Consider the following 20,445-nt stretch of genomic DNA (forward strand, 5'->3'; position numbering starts at 1 on the left):
GGCTCGCGTGCCGCCCGTCGCCGAAGAGGAAGCCCGATGCAGCCCCTGCGCATGTCCCGCCGCGTCATGAATCTCGCCTATATGCTGACCCAGAATGCGCGGCGGCATGGTGCGCGTCCTGGTTTCGTCTGGGGTGAAAAATCCTGGACCTGGCGCGAGATCGATGCGCAGGTCTCGGCCCTGGCCACGGCGCTCGCCGCGCGAGGCATTGCCAAGGGGGACCGCATCCTCGTCCATTCCAAGAATGGCGACGAGATGTTCTTTTCGATGTTCGCCGCGTTCCGGCTCGGTGCGGTCTGGGTGCCCACCAATTTCCGTCTGATGCCGGATGAGGTCAGTTATCTCGCGCAAGCCTCCGGCGCAAAGGCGTTTCTGTGTCACGTCGATTTCCCCGAGCACGCCGCGGCCGTGAAGGGCGGCGCAATCGAATTCACCTGGAGCATCGACGGCAAGGCCGCGTTCGGCGAGCGCTCGGTCGCCGATGCCATCGCCTCGCAGGCCGGCGCGAACGTCGCGAATGTCGCGGTCGAGCACGACGATCCCTGCTGGTTCTTTTTCACCTCCGGCACCACCGGACGCTCCAAGGCGGCGGTGCTGACCCACGGCCAGATGGGCTTCGTCGTCCCCAATCACCTCGCCGATCTGACGCCCGGGACGACCGAGCAGGATGCCTCGCTGGTGGTGGCGCCGTTGTCGCACGGCGCCGGCGTGCACCAATTGATGCAGACCGCGCGCGGCGCGCGCACTGTGCTGCTGCCGACCGAGAAATTCGACATCAACGAGGCGTTCCGCCTGATCGAGGCGCATCGTGTCAGCAATCTCTTCACCGTGCCCACCATCCTGAAGATGATGGTCGAGCATCCCGCCGCCGATAAATACGACCATTCCTCGCTGCGCTACGTCATCTATGCGGGCGCGCCGATGTATCGCGAGGACCAGAAGGCGGCGCTGAAGAAGCTCGGCAAGGTCATCGTGCAGTATTTTGGCCTTGGCGAAGTCACCGGCAACATCACCGTGCTGCCGGCGGCGTTGCACGATCCGGAGGACGGCCCGCACGCCAAGATCGGCAGCTGCGGCTTCGAGCGCACCGGCATGCAGGTCTCGATTCAGGACGACGAGGGCCGCGAGCTCAAGGCCAACCAGAGCGGCGAGATCTGCGTGATCGGGCCTGCGGTGTTCGCCGGCTATTACGACAACCCCGAAGCCAATGCGAAGGCGTTCCGCAACGGCTGGTTCCGCACCGGCGACCTCGGCCACATGGACGAGGAGGGCTTTGTGTACATCACGGGACGTGCCTCCGACATGTACATCTCCGGCGGCTCCAATATCTATCCGCGTGAGATCGAGGAGAAGATCCTGACCCATCCCGCGGTGGGCGAAGTGGCCGTGCTCGGCGTGCCCGACGCGACCTGGGGCGAGGTCGGTGTCGCTGTCTGCGTCGTTCGTGAAGGCGCGAAGGCGGTGAGCGAAGCGGAGATGGCGGCGTTCCTGTCGCCGAAAGTGCCGCGCTACAAGATGCCGAAGCGCTTCTTCTTCTGGGATGCGCTGCCGAAATCCGGCTACGGCAAGGTGCCGAAGCGCATGGTGCGCGACGAGCTCGAGGTGCGCGGGCTGCTCGACCTCGACAAGAAGACGGGCTGAGCGCATCAGATGCGGAGCATCAAGCAGCCGGGCCCGCCACCTCCGGAACGCATCCAATGGGTGGAGGCGAGGGGGCGCGCCTTTGCCTTCACGCTTGAAGCCGGTCTGCCGCTGCTGGAGGCCGCGCGGCGCGGCTTTGCCGCGGAGAGCTTTGCCGGCGGCGTGCTGAACTTTCGCCGCGGCGCGTTGGGGCCGTTCGCCTATGTCATGCCGGCGCTGTCGAAGACCGGCGAAAACGCGGCGTTCTACAGCGACACGTTCCGGCCCGACGGCGTGACGCGCCCAAGGCTCGGCAGCATGACGCTCGGCACGCGCGACGGTGCGCCGTTCTTTCATTGCCACGGGCTGTGGACCGAGGCCGACGGCAAGACCAGCGGGGGCCACATGCTGCCGGACGAGACCGTCGTTGCTGAGGCGTTCGAGGTCGAGGCCTTCGGCATCGACGGGGCGATATTCACCGCCGAGCCTGATCCCGAGACCAATTTCAAGCTGTTCGGGCCGGTCGCGGCTGCGAGCAACGGCGCGCGCACGACGAGCCGCGCCTTCGCGCTCCGCCTGCGCCCGAACCAGGATTTTGCTGGGTGCGTCGAAGTGTTCTGCCGCGCGCACGGCATTGCCCGCGCGAAGATTCATGGCGGCGTCGGCTCGACCATCGGCGCGCGCTTCACCCATGGCGGCGTGACCGAGCCGTTTGCGACGGAGCTGGCGATCACAGCAGGAACAATCGCGCCCGGCACGTCCGGCGCGCTGGAAGCTGCGCTCGATGTCGCGCTGATCGACTACACTGGCGGCGTTGCAGAAGGCCGTCTGATCCGTGGCGACAATCCCGTGCTGATGACGATGGAGCTGGTGCTGGAGGTGCTGGGCTAGTCGCGGCGAGCGCTCAATGAGCGCGCAGCTTGGCAATGGCCAGGAAGGTCGATTGGCTTATCCCTGAGCTCGATCCTTGAAACAGGTCGAGCAAGGGGGATTGAGCCTGACCGGTGCTCTGGCTGTTCTTGACGTCATACATGGCGGAGAAACGGCCCAGCAGCTTTTCAACCTTCGCGGGATCGGAGAGATCCTTGATCTTCATGAAGCGGTCCACGAACTTGGCTTGCTGATCGATCGGCATCGCAGCCATCGAATCAGGCAGGTTGAACGTGGTCCTGAACACCTCCGAAAGCGCCTTGTCGGCAAGGATGTCGTATGCGGACGTGATTTCCCCGGCCTTGCGCTGGAAATAGAGGGCCAGGCGCACGCCGGGGTTCATGTCGCCTTGCTGCTGTTCCAGGCTTTGCCGGAGATAGTTTGCCTGGGTTTCCCGAAACTGATCTCGTTTCTGAGGCCCCATCGTCGGCAGGCGCGCGACGTTGCCCTTGCTGTCGAAATTGAACGACGCCGCGATGTCAGCAAAGCGCGGATCGCTCTCCGTGTTCGCGAAGCTCTTTGGATTGCTCAGATCGGAATTGAATATCTTCTTGAGATATTCGGTGCTGACTTTCCCTGGCTCCAGACCCTTGGCGACGAGAATGAAATCGACCATTTTCCTGTTTGCGAGCAAATCGGAAACGCTCTCGATGTCTGCGATGGCTTCCCGATAAGATGTCGCGTCTTTCGCGGCTTGGGCCCGAACCGCAGCTTGCTCCTGAGGGCTCGTCTGTCTGATCATCGCGGTGACGTAGTCCTTCGCAATCTGGAGGACCTCGCTCGGGTCCTGGGCCACCAGGGGCGTGGTCAGATTGCCCTTTGCATCGAAGTTGAAGGCGCGCGCGAGCTGAACATATCGATCGTCCTTGAGGGTATACACGAAGCTCTTGGGGTCGTTTAGATCGCTTTCGAGGACGGATTTGACGGTGTCCTGCGAGACTTCCTTGGAATCGAGGCCGACGGCGCCGAGAGCAAAATCATACACGGCCGGTGTCGATACGAATGTCTGGATCGAATCGATGGTGAGGATGGCCGTTCTGAACTGCCTGATAGCGAAAGCTTCGTTCAGCGGGCTTGCCGCCGAATAGATGGCGGCCTTGCTGTCGTCGAACCGCTGTTTCGTGAGCGCGACGTTTGCAGCAGTCTGCGCAGGCACGCCCGCCGGAAGCGACCCGTCAGGCGCAAACTCGAATGCGCCGGCCAAATCTATAAATTCGCCGATCGTGCCTATCTGGTCATTGAGGCTGGAAATGCTCTTCGTGTACGACTCCAGGTGATATTTTTCGACCAGGATCTGGACCTTCAACTGGGTCACGTCAGCGCCTGGTTGCGAGAGTTGAGCCGTGTAGTCGGCGATCCTTGCATTGGCGGCGCTCACGTCCGATTTGGCTTGCGCGAGCTGGCTGTTCAGGCCGGTCAACTGAGACGCGAAGGTGGTGTTGACGTAGCTGTTTGGATCGGATGGATCGCTGCGCAGGACCTGGCTTATGGTGTCGCGCGGCCACTTGCTTTGATCGATCCCGAATGCAGAATAGACGTAGTTGCGAAGCCGGTCGTTGTTCAGGAGCTGGTCTGCACTGGTGATGTTGCCGATTTGGGCGCTGTAGTAATTGGTGTCGTCGGCAAGTGCGTCGACCTGGCTCTTCTTGGTCGCCGTGTACAGGCCGATCATCTCGTCGGTCTGGTCCGCCGATTGCGCAACAGGCGTTGTGCTGCCGTTGAAGGAGAATGCCGCGGCAAACTCCCGGTAACGCTTATCGACCAGCTTGTTGACAAAACTCTTCGTGTCGGAGAGGTCGCTCTCCAGGACCTTTCTCATGAACGCCTTGGCATAGGCCATGTCTTCCAGGCCGTAAGCCTTCATTGCAAAGTGATACAGGCGATAATCATTCATGAGATCGTCGACGGTCTTCACCTTGCCGATATTGGCTTTGTAATAGGCTGCCTCTCGCGAGACGTCGGGTTGCTGTTCGACCCGCGTCAGGGACTGCTTGAGATGGCGCGAAATGTAGTTGTAGCTGAAATACGTTGATATCATCGCGCATTCCTCGCGGCTTGGCGGTCCCGGACCTCCGTCAATCATTGCGGGGGGCGCGAGGTGGGTGCTGGCCTCATGTCAGCAGACTGTCTCGGCAACGCATCCTCAAGGGCGATTCTGCTCCACAACCTGAGATATCGAAGTGCGAGCAGAGGAACGCGTGCCGGGCATATTTCTGCATGTTTCTCAAATGCAGCTTTCGCGAGCATTGTGTTCCTGATATGTTCCGAGCGGCTCCAGCTGAGGTAGGTGGGGGAAATGAGCCGGACACGACGCCGTCAGACCACGTTGGCTGCGCCTTATCTCAGGCGCGTCTGGCTCGACCGTACGCGGGTCGAGGACTGGGAGGCTTATCCGTTCTGTCTTCCCGTGTTCAGGGACGAGTTCGACCAGAGCTTCGACGCCGCGGTCACGATCATCGTCGGCGAGAACGGGACCGGCAAATCGACCATTCTCGAGGGCATTGCGGGGCTGGCCGGCTTCGCCAGCACCGGCGGCCGCAAGGGTTTTCAGGAAATCGACGGCGGCGGCATCGAGGTCAGCGGTGATGAACTGTCCTCTGCATTGCGGGCAGCCTGGGTGCCGAAGGTGACCGACGGCTGGTTCTTTCGTGCCGAGACGTTCTTTTCCATCGCGCGCTATCTGGACCGCTCGGCGGTGGACGCTGCGCACGCCATGGAAGGCGTGTTTGGTGCGAGCGTCCAGGAAGCGCCGGACTATCTTTCCTTTTCCCACGGTGAGGGCTTTCTGGTCTTCTTCGAGGAGCGCTGCCAGAAGCAGGGCATCTACATCTTCGACGAGCCGGAATCCGCGCTGTCGCCGGCACGGCAGATGGACTTCCTCAAGCTCCTGCATCGCATGGATCTCTCCGGTCGTTGCCAGGTGATCATGGCGACCCACGCGCCGTTGCTGATGGCCTATCCGAATGCGCAGCTGCTGCGGCTCGGGAAGTACGGCCTTGAGCCTGTTACGGTGGAGCAGACCGATCATTACCGGGTGATGCGGGAGTTTTGCGATGATCCGCGCGGGTTCGTGGAGGCGACGCTGGGAGAGTAGTTGAAAGGGCCTGCGCTCTCTCCATCGTCATTGCGAGGAGCTCTTGCGACGAAGCAATCCAGAGTCTTTCCGCGTAATGAGTCTGGATTGCTTCGCTACGCTCGCAATGACGGAGAGGAGGGGCCTGCATCGAACTAAAAATCGTCTTAATACCGGACACAGGCCCGCATCCTCGCGGCAGATTCCGCCCGAGCTTTGCTGCATTCACCACCCTCGAAAGTGCCGAGGGCGCAGGGAAGGCCGGGTGCCGGCTGGCACCCGCGGTCCACTGTGCGAAGCGTGTGCTTGAAAAAGCTGCACAGCGGCATACAGGTGAAGCCAAACATCCGGCCTTCCCTGCGCAGTGGGTTGACGGCTTATGTCGTGCTCTCCCCGGGGAGCGATGCACTATTGCCCCCGTCGCCTTGCGGATGACTGACGGTGCGAGCCCGGTCGGGCCGCAACGTCACCGCAAACCTTGGCGCACAGACCCCGGGCGCCAGGACCACACGATTTTGCCGTACGCAGACTGCGCCCGTCGTGTGCGCGCATCGCCTGCTCACGGAGTGACCCGCCCTGCAAACCACCTGCGCGCGACGCTGCCTGCGTCCACCGCCTCCCATCCCGCGTTCGTGACGATCGCGATGCGCCCCTCGGCCCGGGTTGAGGTGGGGCCAACATGCGACAATTCCGAATTCGAGTAAAGCGAATTATTTCGGCGTGGCCATGTTGACCCCGGTCTGGTGTTTTGCCCGTCCGGCCACCCAATCAATGGTGTGCGTTGCGCCTGCCACAGCCGCGCCACGAACAGGTCTCCCCACGGTCCAAAAATGCGCTACGATGAATTCAGCGCGCGTTCCAAGTCGCGCAGGTTGAGAAACGAGGAAACGACATGAGGATGAGAAGCGGAGCGGCGCTCGCCGGGGTGGCGGCGCTGGGGGTAGCGGGAATGGCTCTGATCACCGCTTTCGAGCCGGCCCGGGCCCACGGGCCGACGCGGCAGAAGGTGCGGGAATCCATCGAGATCAACGCGGCCCCGGCCAAGGTGTGGGCGATGATCGGCAATTTCCAGGACATGAGCTGGCTTCAGCCGGTCACCAAGACCGAAGGCGAGAAGGGCAACGAGATCGGCGCGACGCGGAAACTCACCTTGACGGGCGGCGCCACGGTCGAGGAGGAGCTCTACAAATACGAGCCCGACATGCAGAGCTATTCCTATCGGATCACCAGGGTGGACGTGAAGGTGCTGCCGGTGACCAATTATTCCTCGACCCTGACGGTCTCGCCCGCGCCGGACGGCAAGGCGAAGCTGGAATGGGCCGCCGCGTTCTATCGCGGCTATCCCAACAACGACCCGCCGCCGGAGTTGAGCGACGAGGCCGCGATCAAGGCCGTGAGCGGGCTGTACAAGGCCGGGCTCGAGGCGCTCAAGAAGAAGATCGAGAGCGGCAGCTGATCGTGAGGGCGCTGGTTCTGGCGGCGCTCGCCGCCAGCTTTTGTCATGCCGGGTTCGGCGGCGCAGCTGCCGAGGAGGCGTTCGTCACCAACCAGCTCAGCGACGATCTGATGGTCGTGGACCTCGCTGGCGCGCGCAGCGTCGCGACCATCCCGATCGGCGGCAAGCCGGCAGGTATCGCCGTCAGCGCGGACGGGCGCTTTGCCTATGTCACGAGCCCGGATGCCAAGGCGGTCACGGTGGTCGACGCGGCGACGCGGCAGGTCGCCGGCCGCGTCGAGGTCGGCGGCGGGCCGCTCGGCATTGCGGTCGCGCCCGACGGCAAGACGGTCTATGTCGCCGATTGGTACGCCGCCGCGGTGCGGGTGATCGATACGGCCTCGCGCAGCGTTGTCGCCAGCATCGCGGTCGGCGCCTCGCCGTCGGGTCTTGCGGTGACGCCCGACGGAAAGCTGCTGCTCTCGGCCGACCGCGACGACGACAGCGTCTCCGTGGTGGACACGGCGACGCGCCAGCGCAAGGCGGTGATCAAGGTCGGCACCCGCCCGTTCGGCGTCACCATCGATGCCGAGGGCAAGCGCGCTTACACGGCAAATGTCGGCTCCGACGATGTCTCCGTGATCGATATCGCAGAGGCTCGAGAGATCGGCCGCGTGCCGGCCGGCATGCGCCCGTATGCGGTGGCGCTGACGCCAGGGCGCGGTTTCGTCAGCGACCAATATGGCGGCACCGTCAGCGTGTTCGATCTGGCGAGCCTCAAGCCGTTCAAGCGCATCAATGTCGGCGATTATCCCGAAGGCATCGCGGCAACAGCCGACGGCAAGCGCGTCATCGTCGCCTGCTGGGAGAGCAACACCTTAAGCATCATCGATGCGGCCGAGCTGAAGGTGATCGGCGAGATCAGGACCGGCGACGGCCCGCGCGCGTTCGGGGCGTTCTTGCGCAGGACGGAGTAGGTGTGGTCGCGTAGGGTGGGTTAGCGTCAGCGTAACCCACCTCTTTGGTGTCCGCGGTGACCGAAGTGGTGGGTTACGCCAAGCGGTCTGCGCTTCGCGCAGTCCGCAAGGCTAACCCACCCTACGGATCCGGCACAACACATCCGCAATCTCATCCATCCGGTCGAACACATGATCCGGCCCCAGCGCCCGCAATGCCGCCGGTGCCGCATAGCCCCAGCACACGGCGCCGCAGGCAATTCCCACGGCGCGCGCCGCCTCGATGTCGCGAACCTCGTCGCCGATCGAAATCACCTTGCTGGGCTCGACACCCGCACGGCGGATGACGCGGCGGAATTTCGCAGCCTTGCCGAACAGCGATGCAGAGCAGTCGAAATGCGCGAACAACGCCGCGGCAGGCCCAAGCTTCTCGCGGGCATTGGCCTCGCTGTCGGAAGTCACCAGCGCCAATTGCACGCCGTTCTCGGTCAGCGTCCGCAGCATCGTCTCGACGCCCGAAAACAGCGAGATCTCGGAAGCGGCCTCCGCCTTCAGCCGCCGCGCATGCCGCGCGATCGCCGGCAGCTTCCACAAGGGTACTTCGAGCCGGGCGAGGATCTCGCGGCTCGATGCATGCCGCAGCTCCTCGACATCCTCGTCCTTTACGCGGCGAAAGTCGAAGCGGTCGGCGACATCGTTGATGGTGCGCAGGAACCAGGGGAAGCTGTCGGCGAGCGTGCCGTCGAGGTCGAAGATGGCGAGGGAATAGGGCACGTGAAAGGGATGCCGTTCGATCATCCAGTTATTGAACTAGGATTTCCACACAGTGCTTTCGGTCCAACCAAGTTCGGCGAATTCGCTGGCGCGGAGCGATGCTTCTCCCTCTGCAAAGAACTCGTCAAGCTGAGGCGGTGCGACGCTTGTTTCGGACAGCATGGCATGCGCCTGTCCGCGATGATGAATTTGATGCTGGAAGAGATGCATGAGCAGCCGGTCGCGGCGTTCGGTCTGCACGGTCGTGTCGCGGTTGATACTCACAACGGTATTGAGACTCTCGGGCGTCAGTGCATCGCAGACAGCAATCAAGCGCTCGTCGACTGCGGCTTGCGCCGGCTTGAGCGTGACGAGGGAAGGGTACGGCACCTCGTTCTCCCAGGCCGCCGGGCCCAACCAACCGCCCTCCAGCGCATCGACATAGAAGAGATCAATGACATGGATGTGGTTTAGCGTGCGCTGAAGACTTGGAAAGAACCCGGTTCGCTCGGCCTCGAACTCAACCTGAGACAGAGCAGCGCAAGCCGTGAGCAGCCGATGGTTTGCCCAGGCATTGTTATGAGCGAACGCGCGAAAGGTTTGCACAAGTCCGGCAGGCAAAGTTCATTCTCCCTCAGACATGTGCGTCGTCACATTCCGGACGCGCAACCTACTCCGCCGCCTCGCTCGCCGCCCGCCTCCGCTTCGGCTTTCGCGCCTTCTCCAGCACCGGGGCCAGGAATTTCCCCGTATAGCTCCGTGGCGCCTTGACGATGTCTTCCGGCGGACCCCAGGCGACGATCTCGCCGCCGCCGTCGCCGCCTTCGGGGCCCAAGTCGATGACCCAGTCGGCGGTCTTGATGACTTCGAGATTGTGCTCGATGACGACGACGGTGTTGCCCTGGGCGACCAGCTCGTGCAGCACTTCCAGGAGCTTCTTGACGTCGTGGAAGTGCAGGCCGGTGGTGGGCTCGTCCAGGATGTAAAGCGTGCGGCCGGTGGCGCGTTTTGACAATTCCTTTGCCAGCTTGACGCGTTGCGCTTCACCGCCCGAGAGGGTCGTCGCCTGCTGGCCGACATGGATGTAATCGAGCCCGACGCGGTGCAAGGTCTGAAAAGTCTCCCGGACGCGCGGCACCGCCTTGAAGAACTCGGCGGCTTCCTCGACGGTCATGTCGAGCACGTCGGCGATGCTCTTGCCCTTGAACAGCACCTCCAGCGTCTCGCGGTTGTAGCGCTTGCCCTTGCAGACGTCGCAGGTGACGTAGACGTCGGGCAGGAAGTGCATCTCGATCTTGATGACGCCGTCGCCCTGGCAGGCTTCGCAGCGGCCGCCCTTGACGTTGAAGGAGAAGCGGCCGGGCTCGTAGCCGCGCGCCTTCGCTTCCGGCAGGCCGGCGAACCATTCGCGGATCGGCGTGAAGGCGCCGGTGTAGGTCGCAGGATTCGAGCGCGGGGTGCGGCCGATCGGCGACTGGTCGATGTCGATGATCTTGTCGATGTGCTCGAGGCCCTCGATGCGATCGTGCGGGGCGGCGCCCTCGCTGGCATTGTTGAGCTTGCGGGCGATGGCGCGGTAGAGCGTATCGATCAGCAGCGTCGATTTGCCGCCGCCGGAGACGCCGGTGACGCAGGTGAACAGGCCGAGCGGAATCTCCGCCGTGACGTTCTTGAGGTTATTGCCGCGCGCGTTCACCACCTTGATGGTGCGGCGGTGGTTCGGCGGGCGCCGCTCCGGCACCTCGACCTCGAGCTCGCCGGTGAGGTACTTGCCGGTCAGCGATTTCGGGTTGCGCATGATCTCGGCGGGCGTGCCTTCGGCGACGATGTTGCCGCCATGCATGCCGGCGCCGGGGCCGATGTCGAGCACGTAGTCGGCGAGCCGAATGGCGTCCTCGTCATGCTCGACCACGACCACGGTGTTGCCGAGGTCGCGCAGCCGCTTCAGCGTATCGAGCAGGCGCGCGTTGTCGCGCTGGTGCAGGCCGATCGAGGGCTCGTCGAGCACGTAGAGCACGCCCGTGAGCCCCGAGCCGATCTGCGAGGCCAGGCGGATGCGCTGGCTCTCGCCGCCGGACAGCGTGCCGGAGGAGCGCGACAGCGTCAGATAATTGAGGCCGACGTCGAGCAGGAAGGTGAGGCGCTCGCGGATTTCCTTGAGGATGCGGCCGGCAATCTCGTTCTGCTGCGCGTTCAGCGCCTCCGGCACGGTCTCGAACCATGCGCCGGCGCCCTTCACGGACAGCTCCGAGATTTCGCCGATATGCTTGCCGCCGATCTTGACGCAGAGCGCCTCAGGCTTGAGCCGAAAACCCTTGCAGCCCTCGCAGGGCACGTCGTGGAAATATTTCGCGAGCTCCTCGCGCGCCCACTCGCTCTCGGTCTCGCGGTAGCGGCGGTTGATGTTGGTGATGACGCCCTCGAACGGCTTCTTGGTGTCGTAGGAGCGCACCCCGTCCTCGTAGGAGAACTTGATCTCGTCCTCGCCCGAGCCGTAGAGGATCGCGTTTTGCGTCTTCTTCGGCAGGTCCTTCCACTTGGTGTCGAGTGTGAACTTGTAGTGCTTGCCGAGCGCGGTCAGCGTCTGCACGTAATAGGGCGATGACGATTTGGCCCAGGGCGCGATCGCGCCCTTGCGCAGCGTCAGATCCTTCTCGGGGATGACGAGGTCCTCGTCGACATGCTGCTCGACGCCGAGGCCGCCGCAGGCGGGGCAGGCGCCGTAGGGATTGTTGAAGGAGAACAGGCGCGGCTCGATCTCGGGGATGGTGAAGCCGGAGACCGGGCAGGCGAATTTTTCCGAGAACAGGATGCGCTCGGGGCCGCTCTTGTCGTGGATCTTTGCGGTCTTCTTCTTCTCCTCCGCAGGGGCAGCCGCCGCGGGCGCATCGGCGAACTCGACGACGGCGAGGCCTTCGGCGAGCTTCAACGCGGTCTCGAAACTCTCGGCGAGGCGTTGGCCGATATCGGCGCGCACCACGATGCGGTCGACCACGACGTCGATGTCGTGCGGGAACTTCTTGTCGAGGCTCGGGGCTTCCGCCAGCTCATAGAAGGTGCCGTCGATCTTGACGCGCTGGAAGCCCTTCTTGAGCCATTCGGCGAGCTCTTTCCGGTACTCGCCCTTGCGGCCGCGCACGACGGGGGCGAGCAGATAGAGGCGGGTGCCCTCGGGGAGCGCCAGCACGCGGTCGACCATCTGCGAGACGGTCTGGCTCTCGATCGGCAGGCCCGTGGCCGGCGAATAGGGCACGCCGACGCGCGCCCAGAGCAGGCGCATGTAGTCGTAGATCTCGGTGACGGTGCCGACGGTGGAACGCGGGTTCTTCGACGTCGTCTTCTGCTCGATCGAGATCGCCGGTGACAGGCCGTCGATCTGGTCGACGTCGGGCTTCTGCATCATCTCCAGGAACTGGCGGGCATAGGCCGACAGCGATTCGACGTAGCGGCGCTGGCCCTCGGCATAGATGGTGTCGAAGGCGAGCGAGGATTTGCCGGAGCCGGATAGGCCGGTGAACACCACCAGCTTGTCGCGGGGAATCTCGACGTCGATATTCTTGAGGTTGTGCTCGCGCGCGCCGCGGATCGTAATTGCGCGCAGGCTCGAGCCCGCGTTCTGTTGTTGGCGCTTCGCCCTGATCACTTCGTCCATCCCAGAGGTCCTCGAGGAATCCAAAGACGCGCGATCGCGCCAATGCAAAAGGCGCGCTTCGCCCGGAACCGGGATCGGCGCCGATGGGTATGGCAGCGAACGTAGGAAGAACGGCGGCGGATTTCCAGTGGGACTTGCGAATCGTCAACGGATTGTTGGCGCCCTGGCGGCATCTGGCAGCAGGAGCGCTGCGGAACCCCTGTCGGAACAGCCCGCCCAAAGCAAAAGGCCGGCGCGAGGCCGGCCTTTCGTGACGATGTGACTTGGAAGATCAGTACTTCGCGACGACCGGGCCGCCGAAGGTGTAGTTGAGGCGAACGGTGCCCATGTCGACATCCTGCTTGATGCGGTCGGTCCGGTCGTTGATGCCAAGCACCGTGAAATTGACGTTGCGGCCGCCCATGAACAAGTGGTCGTATTCGATCGCAACGGACCAGTTCGGTGCGAAACCGAATTCGATGCCGGTGCCGACTGCGCCGCCCCAGCGCGTCTCGCTCGCGCTATCGAAGACCACGCCGCCGAGAAGGCCGTCATACTTGGCGTGCGTGACCGCGGCGCCACCCCTCACGTACCAGAGCACGTTATTCCAGGCGTAGCCGACCTGGCCGGTGAACAGGCCGAGGGCATCGATTCTGGTCTGATTGACCACGGGTGCGAAAGCGGCGAGCGGGCTCGCGTTCGATCCCTTCAGGTTGGCCCAGTCGCCTTGGGCTTCAAGGCCGAACACCCAGTTAGCCGACTGCCAACGATAACCGACCTGGCCGCCGACGAGACCGCCGGTCGCGTTGTGACAGCCTTCGGACACGACCGGGATTGCCACACCGAGCACGGCATTGAGATCCCAGCAATTGCGGCTCGATGCACCGCCGCCGTTGATGCCGAGGTAGAAACCGCTCCAGTTGTACACCGCGATCGGCGCCACCGGAGCCTTGGCGTAGGGGCGGGCCGCCAAATCGGCCGCCGAGGCCGGTGCCAACGCGCTGAGTGCGAACAAACTGGCCGAAGCCAGCAAAAGCTTCTTCATATCCATTCCCCACTTCCGTTTCTCATTCCGGTCTTCCGGAGAGCGGAAGAGCAGCGGACCTCATGACTCAAGTAACGTCATTGCTTTACACCATTGAAGCCAAAAGTTGTGTCACCCGGCCGCCACATCCGTCCTAAAACGCGAACGAACGGGGCGGCCGCAACAAATACAAAAAGGCCGGCGCGAGGCCGGCCTTTCGTAACGCGGGTGCGTCAGAGACGAAGCTTAGTACTTCGCGACGACCGGGCCACCGAAGTGATAGTTCACGCCGACCTGCACGGTGTGAAGGTTGAGCGTGCCGGTGTTCACCGGAGCGCCGATACCCGAGAAGTAGGTCTCGCCGCCCAGGCTGCGATAGAGATACTCGCCCTTGACCGACCACTGCGGCGCGAAGAATGCCTCGACGCCAGCGCCGACCGTCCAACCGGAATGCCACTTGCTGTCCGAGACGCTTGCGAAGGGCGAGCTGACGGTGATCTTGTTGTCGATCCAGGCGTAGCCGCCCGTAGCGTAGAACAGCACGTTGTTGACGGCCCAACCGATACGGCCGCGCACAGTGCCGAGCGCATCAATGCGCGAGCTCGTGGTCACGGGAACGATAGCGCCGCCAAAGAGAACAGGGGTGGTCACCGAAGCATTGACATCAGCCCACGAGCCGTCGGCTTCCACGCCGAACACGACGTTGCCGGTCTGCCAGTTATAGCCGCCGGTGCCGCCGACGAAGCCACCCTTCATCCGCGGGTCGCCGGAACCGTTCTCCCAAGCGCCGCCGCCGACGATACCGAGGTAGAAGCCGGTCCAGTTGTAGACCGAGGCCACAGCCACCGGAGCCTTGGTGTAGGGGCGGGCTGCCAGATCAGCAGCCGAAGCGGGGGCCGCAAGAGCGAACACACAGGCCGAAGCCAACAAAACCTTTTTCATTTTCAACTTAATCCCAGTCCCAGTTTCTGTTGTTGCCTTCCGTCGCGGAAGGGCATCGGACTCAACGGCCCAACTGACGCCGTCTTTACACCACCAAAGCCGCAAGTTGTGTCTCCGAAAAGCCACAACAGTCGAAAAGGTGATGGTTGCTGACTCATTTACGTCCAGGCATCGTGCCGCAAAAAAGCAAAAAAGAAGGGCCGGCGCAGCGGGCCGGCCCTTGCATTCACTCACAAAATCAGAGGGATATCAGTACCTCGCGATCAGCGGGCCGCCGAAGCGATAATTCAACCGGACCAGGCCGATATCGACATCCTGGCTGATGCGATCGCTCCCGAACACGGCGCCCGCAGGCGTCGTGAAACCGATTGTGCGGTCGCCGAGGAAGATGTGGTTGTACTCGACGCCGAGCGTCCAGTTCGGAGCAAATCCGAATTCCAGGCCGGCGCCAACGGTGCCGCCCCAGCGGGTCTCGCGAGCCGACGCCAGCAGCGTGCCGGCGCCCGGCGTGCCGGCCGCGGCATAAACGTCGTACTTGTCCCCGACCACGGCGCCGCCGCCCTTGACGTAGAACAAGACGTTGTTCCAGGCGTAACCGACCTGGCCGGTGATCAGGCCGAAAGCATCGATGCGCGAGCGGTTGCGGTCACCGGTGACCAAAGCGCTTCCAGGGAAGACCGTGCTGACGTTGTCGCCCGAGAAGTCAGCCCAGTTACCCTGGCCTTCGACGCCGAACACCCAACTGGCCGACTGCCAGCGATAGCCGATCTGGCCACCGACCGTGCCACCGGTCGCGTTGTGGCATCCTTCACCGACGAAGGTACCGGGAACGCCGGTGACGACGCCGGTGGTGTCGAGGAAGTCCCAGCACTTGTGGCTCGTGCCGCCGCCGCCGTTGATGCCGATGTAGAAGCCGCTCCAGTCGTAAATCGCAGCGACCGCCGGAGCGGGAGCCTTGGTGTAGGGCCGCGCGGCAAGATCTGCCGCGCCTGCCGGAGCCGACAGCCCCAATGCCAGTACACTGATTGCGCCAAATAGAACCTTATTCATTGCAGTCTCCCCAGTTACGTCCGCTTCACGAAAGTCCCCGAAGCGGCTGATCAGGCGCGACGCCCATATGAACCAATTCCGAGGCAAAGGTAGCCTAAGGAAAGGGCAGAGTCCGTCTCCGGAATGCCACACTCGCGGCTCAACTGAGGTGGAACAACTTGATGAATGTTAAGCGGTTTTCGTCGTTCACGGGAACCCAAAAAAGTTCCATCGGAGTGCTGCTCTTTTCGTTGGCGGCCGGCCGAATGTTTGCTCTACCGCTATAAAGAACAAATCTGGAACAGATCTGAGCGCGATGCTATATGTGGGGATAACCCTGGGGGTGGCAGGCTGAGCGGTGCCCGCAAGCGTATAGGGTCGCCTCGACGGGCGCAGAGAAACGCGGGCAGCGGGATTGGCCCCTTTTGAAATTCAGTGGCATTCGGAGTGGAGAGCGGCGATGGCGGGAAGCGTCAACAAGGTCATTCTGGTTGGAAATCTCGGCAAGGATCCTGAAATCCGCCGCACCCAGGACGGGCGGCCGATCGCGAATTTGAGCATCGCGACGTCGGAGACCTGGCGCGACAAGAACACCGGCGAGCGCAAGGAGAAGACCGAGTGGCATCGCGTCGTGATCTTCTCTGAGCCGCTTTGCAAGGTCGTCGAACAGTATCTGAAGAAGGGCGCGAAGGTTTACATCGAGGGTGCGCTGCAGACCCGCAAATGGACCGACCAGAGCGGCGTCGAGAAGTACTCGACGGAGGTCGTGCTCCAGGGCTTCAACTCGACGCTGACGATGCTGGACGGCCGCGGTGGCGGCGGCGGAGGCGGCAGCTTCGCCGACGAGCCGGGCGGCGATTTCGGCTCCTCCGGACCCGTGAGCAGCGCGCCGCGCCGTCCGGTTGCCGCTGGCGGCGGTCGCAACAGCGACATGGACGACGACATCCCGTTCTGAGCGGGCGGACCGCTCGGCCCGGTGAGGCGGCGATTTCGATCGCGCTTCCCGCATCGGGTCAGCAAACCTTACTAATTGGCTGGGCGGGCTCGGATTTTCCGGGCCCGCTTCATGTTTGGGGTGAGGTCCGTTGCGCAGCGGAAAGCTGGCTGACGGGGCGCCGCTTCCCTGGTGTTCAGGCCGGCGTTGCGGGTGGTTCTGGAGGGTCGATTCCGTGGCCGTCCAGGGCGCGGCTCTGAGGCCGTAAGTTATTGGAAAAATAAGCGGAAAAAGCGCTTTCCGAGCGGCTGCCAGGGTGGTTATCCGACCCCGGATGCGCTATATGATTCCCAGACAAAACCTCACCGGATTCCCCCTTGGCTGACGACGACAACAAGCCCGGCGACCAGCCGGCGCACCCCTCGGACATTCGCCCCGTTTCCATCTACGAGGAGATGAAGAAGTCCTACCTCGATTACGCCATGAGCGTGATCGTGGCGCGTGCGCTGCCCGATGCGCGCGACGGGTTGAAGCCGGTGCACCGCCGCATCCTGTTCGCGATGAACAATCGCGGCGACACCCCGGACAAGAAGCACAAGAAGTCCGCCGGTGCCGTCGGCGAGGTCATGGGTAAGTACCACCCCCATGGCGACCAGGCGATCTACGACGCCTTGGTGCGCATGGCGCAGGACTTCTCGATGCGCGCGCCCTTGATCGACGGCCAGGGCAATTTCGGCTCGGTCGACGGCGATCCGCCGGCGGCCATGCGCTACACCGAGTCGCGCCTGACCAAGATCGCGCTGAAGCTGCTCGAGGACATCGACGACGACACCGTCGACTTCCAGGACAATTACGACGGCTCCGAAAGAGAGCCGGTGGTTCTGCCGGCGCGGTTCCCGAACCTGCTCGTCAACGGCGCCGGCGGCATCGCGGTCGGCATGGCCACCAACATCCCGCCGCACAATCTCGGCGAGGTGATCGATGCCTGTGTCGCGCTGATCGACAATCCGGCGCTGACGATCGACGAGCTCAACGCCATCATCCCGGGCCCGGATTTCCCGACCGGCGGCATCATCCTCGGACGCCAGGGCATCCGCAGCGCCTATCATCTCGGCCGCGGCTCCATCGTGATGCGCGGCAAGGTCACCTTCGAGACGATCCGGAAAGAGCGCGAGGCGATCGTCATCACCGAGATCCCGTATCAGGTGAACAAGGCGACGATGGTCGAGCGCATCGCCGAGCTCTACAAGGAAAAGAAGATCGAGGGCATCTCCGACCTGCGCGACGAGTCCGACCGCGACGGCTACCGCGTCGTCGTCGAGCTCAAGCGCGATGCCGTGCCCGACGTCGTGCTGAACCAGCTCTACAAGTTCACGCCGCTGCAGACGAGCTTCGGCGTCAACGCCGTCGCGCTCGATAGCGGCCGTCCGCAGACCATGAACCTGAAGGACATGCTGACGATCTTCGTCGGCTTCCGCGAGCAGGTCGTCACCCGCCGGACGAAATACAAGCTGCGCAAGGCGCGCGAGCGCGCGCACGAGCAGGTCGGCCTGGCCATCGCGGTCGCCAACATCGACGAGATCATCAAGGTGATCCGGCACTCGCCGACGCCGGCTGCGGCGCGCGAGACCCTGATGACGCGCGACTGGGCCGCGCGCGACGTCGAGGACATCATCACGCTGATCGACGATCCCCGTCACCGCATCAACGAAGACGGGACGATCCGCCTCTCGCTGGAGCAGGCGAGGGCGATCCTCGAGCTGCGCCTGGCGCGCCTCACGGCGCTCGGCCGCGACGAGATCGGCGAGGAGCTGTCCAAGCTCGCCGGCGAGATCAGCGATTATCTCGACATCCTGCGCTCGCGCGCGCGCATCCTCGACATCATCAAGACCGAGCTTGCCGAGGTGAAGGCGGAGTTCGCAACGCCGCGCCGCACCGTGATCATGGAGCAGGAGGGCGAGGTCGAGGACGAGGATCTGATCCAGCGCGAGGACATGGTCGTCACGGTCTCGCATGCCGGCTACGTCAAGCGCGTGCCGCTGTCGGCCTACCGGGCCCAGCGCCGCGGCGGCAAGGGCCGCTCCGGCATGCAGACCCGCGACGAGGACTTCGTCAGCCGGCTCTTTGTCGCCTCGACGCATACTCCGGTGCTGTTCTTCTCCTCGCGCGGCCAGGTCTACAAGGAAAAAGTCTGGCGGCTGCCGATGGCCGCGCCGAACGCGCGCGGCAAGGCCATGATCAACATCCTGCCGCTGGAGCAGGGCGAGCGCATCACCACCATCATGCCGCTGCCCGAGGATGAATCGACCTGGGGCCAGCTCGACGTGATGTTCGCGACCACGGGCGGCAACGTCCGGCGCAACAAGCTGTCCGACTTCGTCGACGTGCGCCGCTCCGGCATCATCGCGATGAAGCTCGACGACAACGAGGCGATCGTCGACGTGCAGATCTGCACCGAGCGCGACGACGTGCTGCTGACCGCGGCCGGCGGCCAGTGCATCCGCTTCCCCGTCACCGACGTGCGCGTGTTCACCGGGCGCACCTCGATGGGCGTGCGCGGCATCGCGCTCGGCGAAGGCGACAAGGTGATTTCGCTGGCGATCCTGCGCCACGTCGACACCACCTCGGACGAGCGCTCGGCCTATTTGAAGATGCGCCGCGCGGTCGCGGGCGAAGCCGCCGCGGACGAGGCGCCGGCCGATGCCGAGGCCGAGGAGACCTCGGGCAGCTTCCAGCTCCCGCAGGAGCGCTATGTCGAGATGTCGGCGCAGGAGCAGGTCGTGCTGACCGTCTCCGTCAACGGCTACGGCAAGCGGACCTCGTCCTACGAGTACCGCACCACCGGCCGCGGCGGCAAAGGTATCGTCGCCATGAGCGTCAACAACCGCAACGGCAATCTCGTCGCCTCGTTTCCGGTGGAGGAGGCGGATCAGATCATGCTGGTCACCGACAAGGGCCAGCTGATCCGCTGCCCGGTCGAAGGCATCCGCATCGCCGGCCGCTCGACCCAAGGCGTGATCGTGTTCGACACTGCCGAGGACGAGCACGTCGTCTCGGTCGAGCACATCACGGAAGAGGCCGAGAGCGGCAACGGCGAGAACGGCAACGGGGCGTGATGCCCTGTTCTATGCAGCGCTCGCGAGCTCCTTGGTAAGATCGGCAAGCGCCTCGTGCTTGCCGATCTGTGCCATCCAGCACCATAGCTCCAGCGTGCAGTACATGCGGTAGAGATCGGGCGTCTCCTGCCAGTCAGGGCGCTCGATCTTGCCATAGCCCGCGAGCAATCCTTCTCGCTTCGGCGCGTCCTTCGCTGTGAAATAATAGATCGCCTTCGCGATATCCATCAGCGGATCACCGGACGTCGCATTCTCGAAATCGACGATGCCGGACAGGTGCGGATCGCCCTGCGACGTCACCAGGATATTTCCGGCGTGGAAGTCGTAATGGCACAGGCGAGGGACAACTGCCGCCTTCAACAGATGCTGGCGAGCCACAACGCTATCCCGGAGCCGCTCGGCAAGTGCGGGATCACCGCCCCGCACGCAGAACTCTTTCAGCTTCCTTTCGAGTTGCGCGGACATGTAGGCATGATTGCTCGGATATGCCGTCCACACCCCGTCGGGGCCGATATAGCCAAAACTGTCGAGGGCAATGTCATTGATCCTGCGGAGCGCCGCGCCCATCTCGGCGTAGATTTCGAACAGCTGTGCGTCTGTCAGCACCGCCTCTCGCCGGCCGAGCACCGTGCCGTCAAGCTTGGTCATCAGGACGTAGTTGAGGTCGATCACCGATCGCGTGTTGTCGGCGAACAGTACGCTGGGAACGGTTATGTCAAGGTCACGGAAAAGCCCAAGAACGTAGACTTCCTTTGCCATCTTCCACTGCAGCGATGCAGGGTAGGCCTTGAGGATGCAGGCTGGCGAATCCGCCAGCGCGACCTCAAGGACAGTACCGATCTCGCCGCCATGCAGTTCGGTGACGTCCAGCACCGACGCGTTCGGAGACATCCGACGGACGATTGACTGCACCTGATCGACCGAGATCGTCAGCCGAGGCTTCAGCTGCAGAGGCGGCTCGTTGAACATTTCGCACCTGTCTCATGCAGCCTGGCGAGCTTC

15 protein-coding genes are annotated in these 20,445 nt (G+C 63.5%); 7 read left to right on the plus strand and 8 right to left on the minus strand.

The window, feature by feature from the left end; genetic code table 11:
- Positions 1–36 precede the first annotated feature (36 nt).
- Positions 37–1,641 carry an acyl-CoA synthetase gene (locus ACNJYD_RS18580; RefSeq protein ID WP_439367354.1) on the plus strand — a complete coding sequence of 535 codons (1,605 nt, stop codon included), beginning with the start codon at positions 37–39 and terminating at the stop codon, positions 1,639–1,641.
- Positions 1,642–1,650: 9 nt separating this feature from the next.
- Complete coding sequence (locus tag ACNJYD_RS18585) at positions 1,651–2,511, plus strand: PCC domain-containing protein (protein ID WP_439367356.1); 861 nt, start codon at positions 1,651–1,653, stop codon at positions 2,509–2,511.
- A 13-nt stretch (positions 2,512–2,524) separates the two neighbouring features.
- Here ACNJYD_RS18585 and ACNJYD_RS18590 read toward each other — a convergent pair whose 3' ends face one another.
- A complete protein-coding gene (locus tag ACNJYD_RS18590) occupies positions 2,525–4,588 on the minus strand; it encodes a DUF1217 domain-containing protein (protein WP_439367358.1) in 2,064 nt (687 codons plus the stop codon).
- 258 nt (positions 4,589–4,846) lie between these two features.
- On the opposite strand from ACNJYD_RS18590, the gene ACNJYD_RS18595 reads away from it, so the two are divergent.
- From ACNJYD_RS18595 to ACNJYD_RS18605, 3 genes are all read left to right on the plus strand, one after another.
- Positions 4,847–5,644 (plus strand): AAA family ATPase, encoded by a 798-nt coding sequence (locus ACNJYD_RS18595; protein ID WP_212257157.1) that lies wholly within the window; start codon positions 4,847–4,849, stop codon positions 5,642–5,644.
- Between the two features lie 871 nt (positions 5,645–6,515).
- Entirely contained in the window at positions 6,516–7,079 is a 564-nt protein-coding gene (locus tag ACNJYD_RS18600; RefSeq protein ID WP_212257156.1) for an SRPBCC family protein, read from the plus strand.
- Between the two features lie 2 nt (positions 7,080–7,081).
- Positions 7,082–8,035 (plus strand): cytochrome D1 domain-containing protein, encoded by a 954-nt coding sequence (locus ACNJYD_RS18605; RefSeq protein ID WP_439367359.1) that lies wholly within the window; start codon positions 7,082–7,084, stop codon positions 8,033–8,035.
- A gap of 111 nt (positions 8,036–8,146) precedes the next feature.
- Here the strand turns inward: ACNJYD_RS18605 and ACNJYD_RS18610 are convergent, their stop codons facing one another.
- The 6 genes from ACNJYD_RS18610 to ACNJYD_RS18635 form a co-directional block, all read right to left on the minus strand.
- A complete protein-coding gene (locus tag ACNJYD_RS18610) occupies positions 8,147–8,788 on the minus strand; it encodes an HAD-IA family hydrolase (protein WP_439367488.1) in 642 nt (213 codons plus the stop codon).
- A gap of 36 nt (positions 8,789–8,824) precedes the next feature.
- Positions 8,825–9,388 (minus strand): DinB family protein, encoded by a 564-nt coding sequence (locus ACNJYD_RS18615; RefSeq protein ID WP_439367360.1) that lies wholly within the window; start codon positions 9,386–9,388, stop codon positions 8,825–8,827.
- 49 nt (positions 9,389–9,437) lie between these two features.
- Positions 9,438–12,419 (minus strand): excinuclease ABC subunit UvrA, encoded by a 2,982-nt coding sequence (uvrA, locus tag ACNJYD_RS18620; RefSeq protein WP_439367362.1) that lies wholly within the window; start codon positions 12,417–12,419, stop codon positions 9,438–9,440.
- A gap of 271 nt (positions 12,420–12,690) precedes the next feature.
- Positions 12,691–13,443 (minus strand): outer membrane protein, encoded by a 753-nt coding sequence (locus ACNJYD_RS18625; RefSeq protein ID WP_439367363.1) that lies wholly within the window; start codon positions 13,441–13,443, stop codon positions 12,691–12,693.
- Between the two features lie 225 nt (positions 13,444–13,668).
- Positions 13,669–14,364, minus strand: a complete 696-nt coding sequence (locus ACNJYD_RS18630; protein ID WP_172783705.1) for an outer membrane protein — start codon at positions 14,362–14,364, stop codon at positions 13,669–13,671.
- A gap of 249 nt (positions 14,365–14,613) precedes the next feature.
- Complete coding sequence (locus ACNJYD_RS18635; protein ID WP_172783706.1) at positions 14,614–15,414, minus strand: outer membrane protein; 801 nt, start codon at positions 15,412–15,414, stop codon at positions 14,614–14,616.
- A gap of 439 nt (positions 15,415–15,853) precedes the next feature.
- Between ACNJYD_RS18635 and ACNJYD_RS18640 the strand changes: the two genes are divergently transcribed.
- Both ACNJYD_RS18640 and gyrA read left to right on the plus strand, forming a co-directional pair.
- Positions 15,854–16,348, plus strand: coding sequence for a single-stranded DNA-binding protein (locus ACNJYD_RS18640; RefSeq protein ID WP_172783707.1), 495 nt, complete (start codon positions 15,854–15,856; stop codon positions 16,346–16,348).
- A 356-nt stretch (positions 16,349–16,704) separates the two neighbouring features.
- Positions 16,705–19,443 carry a DNA gyrase subunit A gene (gene gyrA / locus ACNJYD_RS18645; RefSeq protein WP_439367366.1) on the plus strand — a complete coding sequence of 913 codons (2,739 nt, stop codon included), beginning with the start codon at positions 16,705–16,707 and terminating at the stop codon, positions 19,441–19,443.
- A 9-nt stretch (positions 19,444–19,452) separates the two neighbouring features.
- Here the strand turns inward: gyrA and ACNJYD_RS18650 are convergent, their stop codons facing one another.
- Positions 19,453–20,412, minus strand: a complete 960-nt coding sequence (locus ACNJYD_RS18650) for a phosphotransferase family protein (protein ID WP_439367368.1) — start codon at positions 20,410–20,412, stop codon at positions 19,453–19,455.
- Positions 20,413–20,445 lie beyond the last annotated feature (33 nt).

This window comes from Bradyrhizobium sp. SPXBL-02, assembly GCF_051853065.1.
Classification (GTDB): domain Bacteria; phylum Pseudomonadota; class Alphaproteobacteria; order Rhizobiales; family Xanthobacteraceae; genus Bradyrhizobium.

What these genes read in the sequence shown, in the direction of transcription:
- ACNJYD_RS18580 (WP_439367354.1), top strand. Translation starts at nt 37, where the DNA reads ATGCAGCCCCTGCGCATGTCCCGCCGCGTCATGAATCTCGCCTATATG.
- ACNJYD_RS18585 (WP_439367356.1), top strand. Translation starts at nt 1,651, where the DNA reads ATGCGGAGCATCAAGCAGCCGGGCCCGCCACCTCCGGAACGCATCCAA.
- ACNJYD_RS18590 (WP_439367358.1), bottom strand. Translation starts at nt 4,588, where the DNA reads ATGATATCAACGTATTTCAGCTACAACTACATTTCGCGCCATCTCAAG.
- ACNJYD_RS18595 (WP_212257157.1), top strand. Translation starts at nt 4,847, where the DNA reads ATGAGCCGGACACGACGCCGTCAGACCACGTTGGCTGCGCCTTATCTC.
- ACNJYD_RS18600 (WP_212257156.1), top strand. Translation starts at nt 6,516, where the DNA reads ATGAGGATGAGAAGCGGAGCGGCGCTCGCCGGGGTGGCGGCGCTGGGG.
- uvrA (WP_439367362.1), bottom strand. Translation starts at nt 12,419, where the DNA reads ATGGACGAAGTGATCAGGGCGAAGCGCCAACAACAGAACGCGGGCTCG.
- ACNJYD_RS18625 (WP_439367363.1), bottom strand. Translation starts at nt 13,443, where the DNA reads ATGAAGAAGCTTTTGCTGGCTTCGGCCAGTTTGTTCGCACTCAGCGCG.
- ACNJYD_RS18630 (WP_172783705.1), bottom strand. Translation starts at nt 14,364, where the DNA reads ATGAAAAAGGTTTTGTTGGCTTCGGCCTGTGTGTTCGCTCTTGCGGCC.
- ACNJYD_RS18635 (WP_172783706.1), bottom strand. Translation starts at nt 15,414, where the DNA reads ATGAATAAGGTTCTATTTGGCGCAATCAGTGTACTGGCATTGGGGCTG.
- ACNJYD_RS18640 (WP_172783707.1), top strand. Translation starts at nt 15,854, where the DNA reads ATGGCGGGAAGCGTCAACAAGGTCATTCTGGTTGGAAATCTCGGCAAG.
- ACNJYD_RS18650 (WP_439367368.1), bottom strand. Translation starts at nt 20,412, where the DNA reads ATGTTCAACGAGCCGCCTCTGCAGCTGAAGCCTCGGCTGACGATCTCG.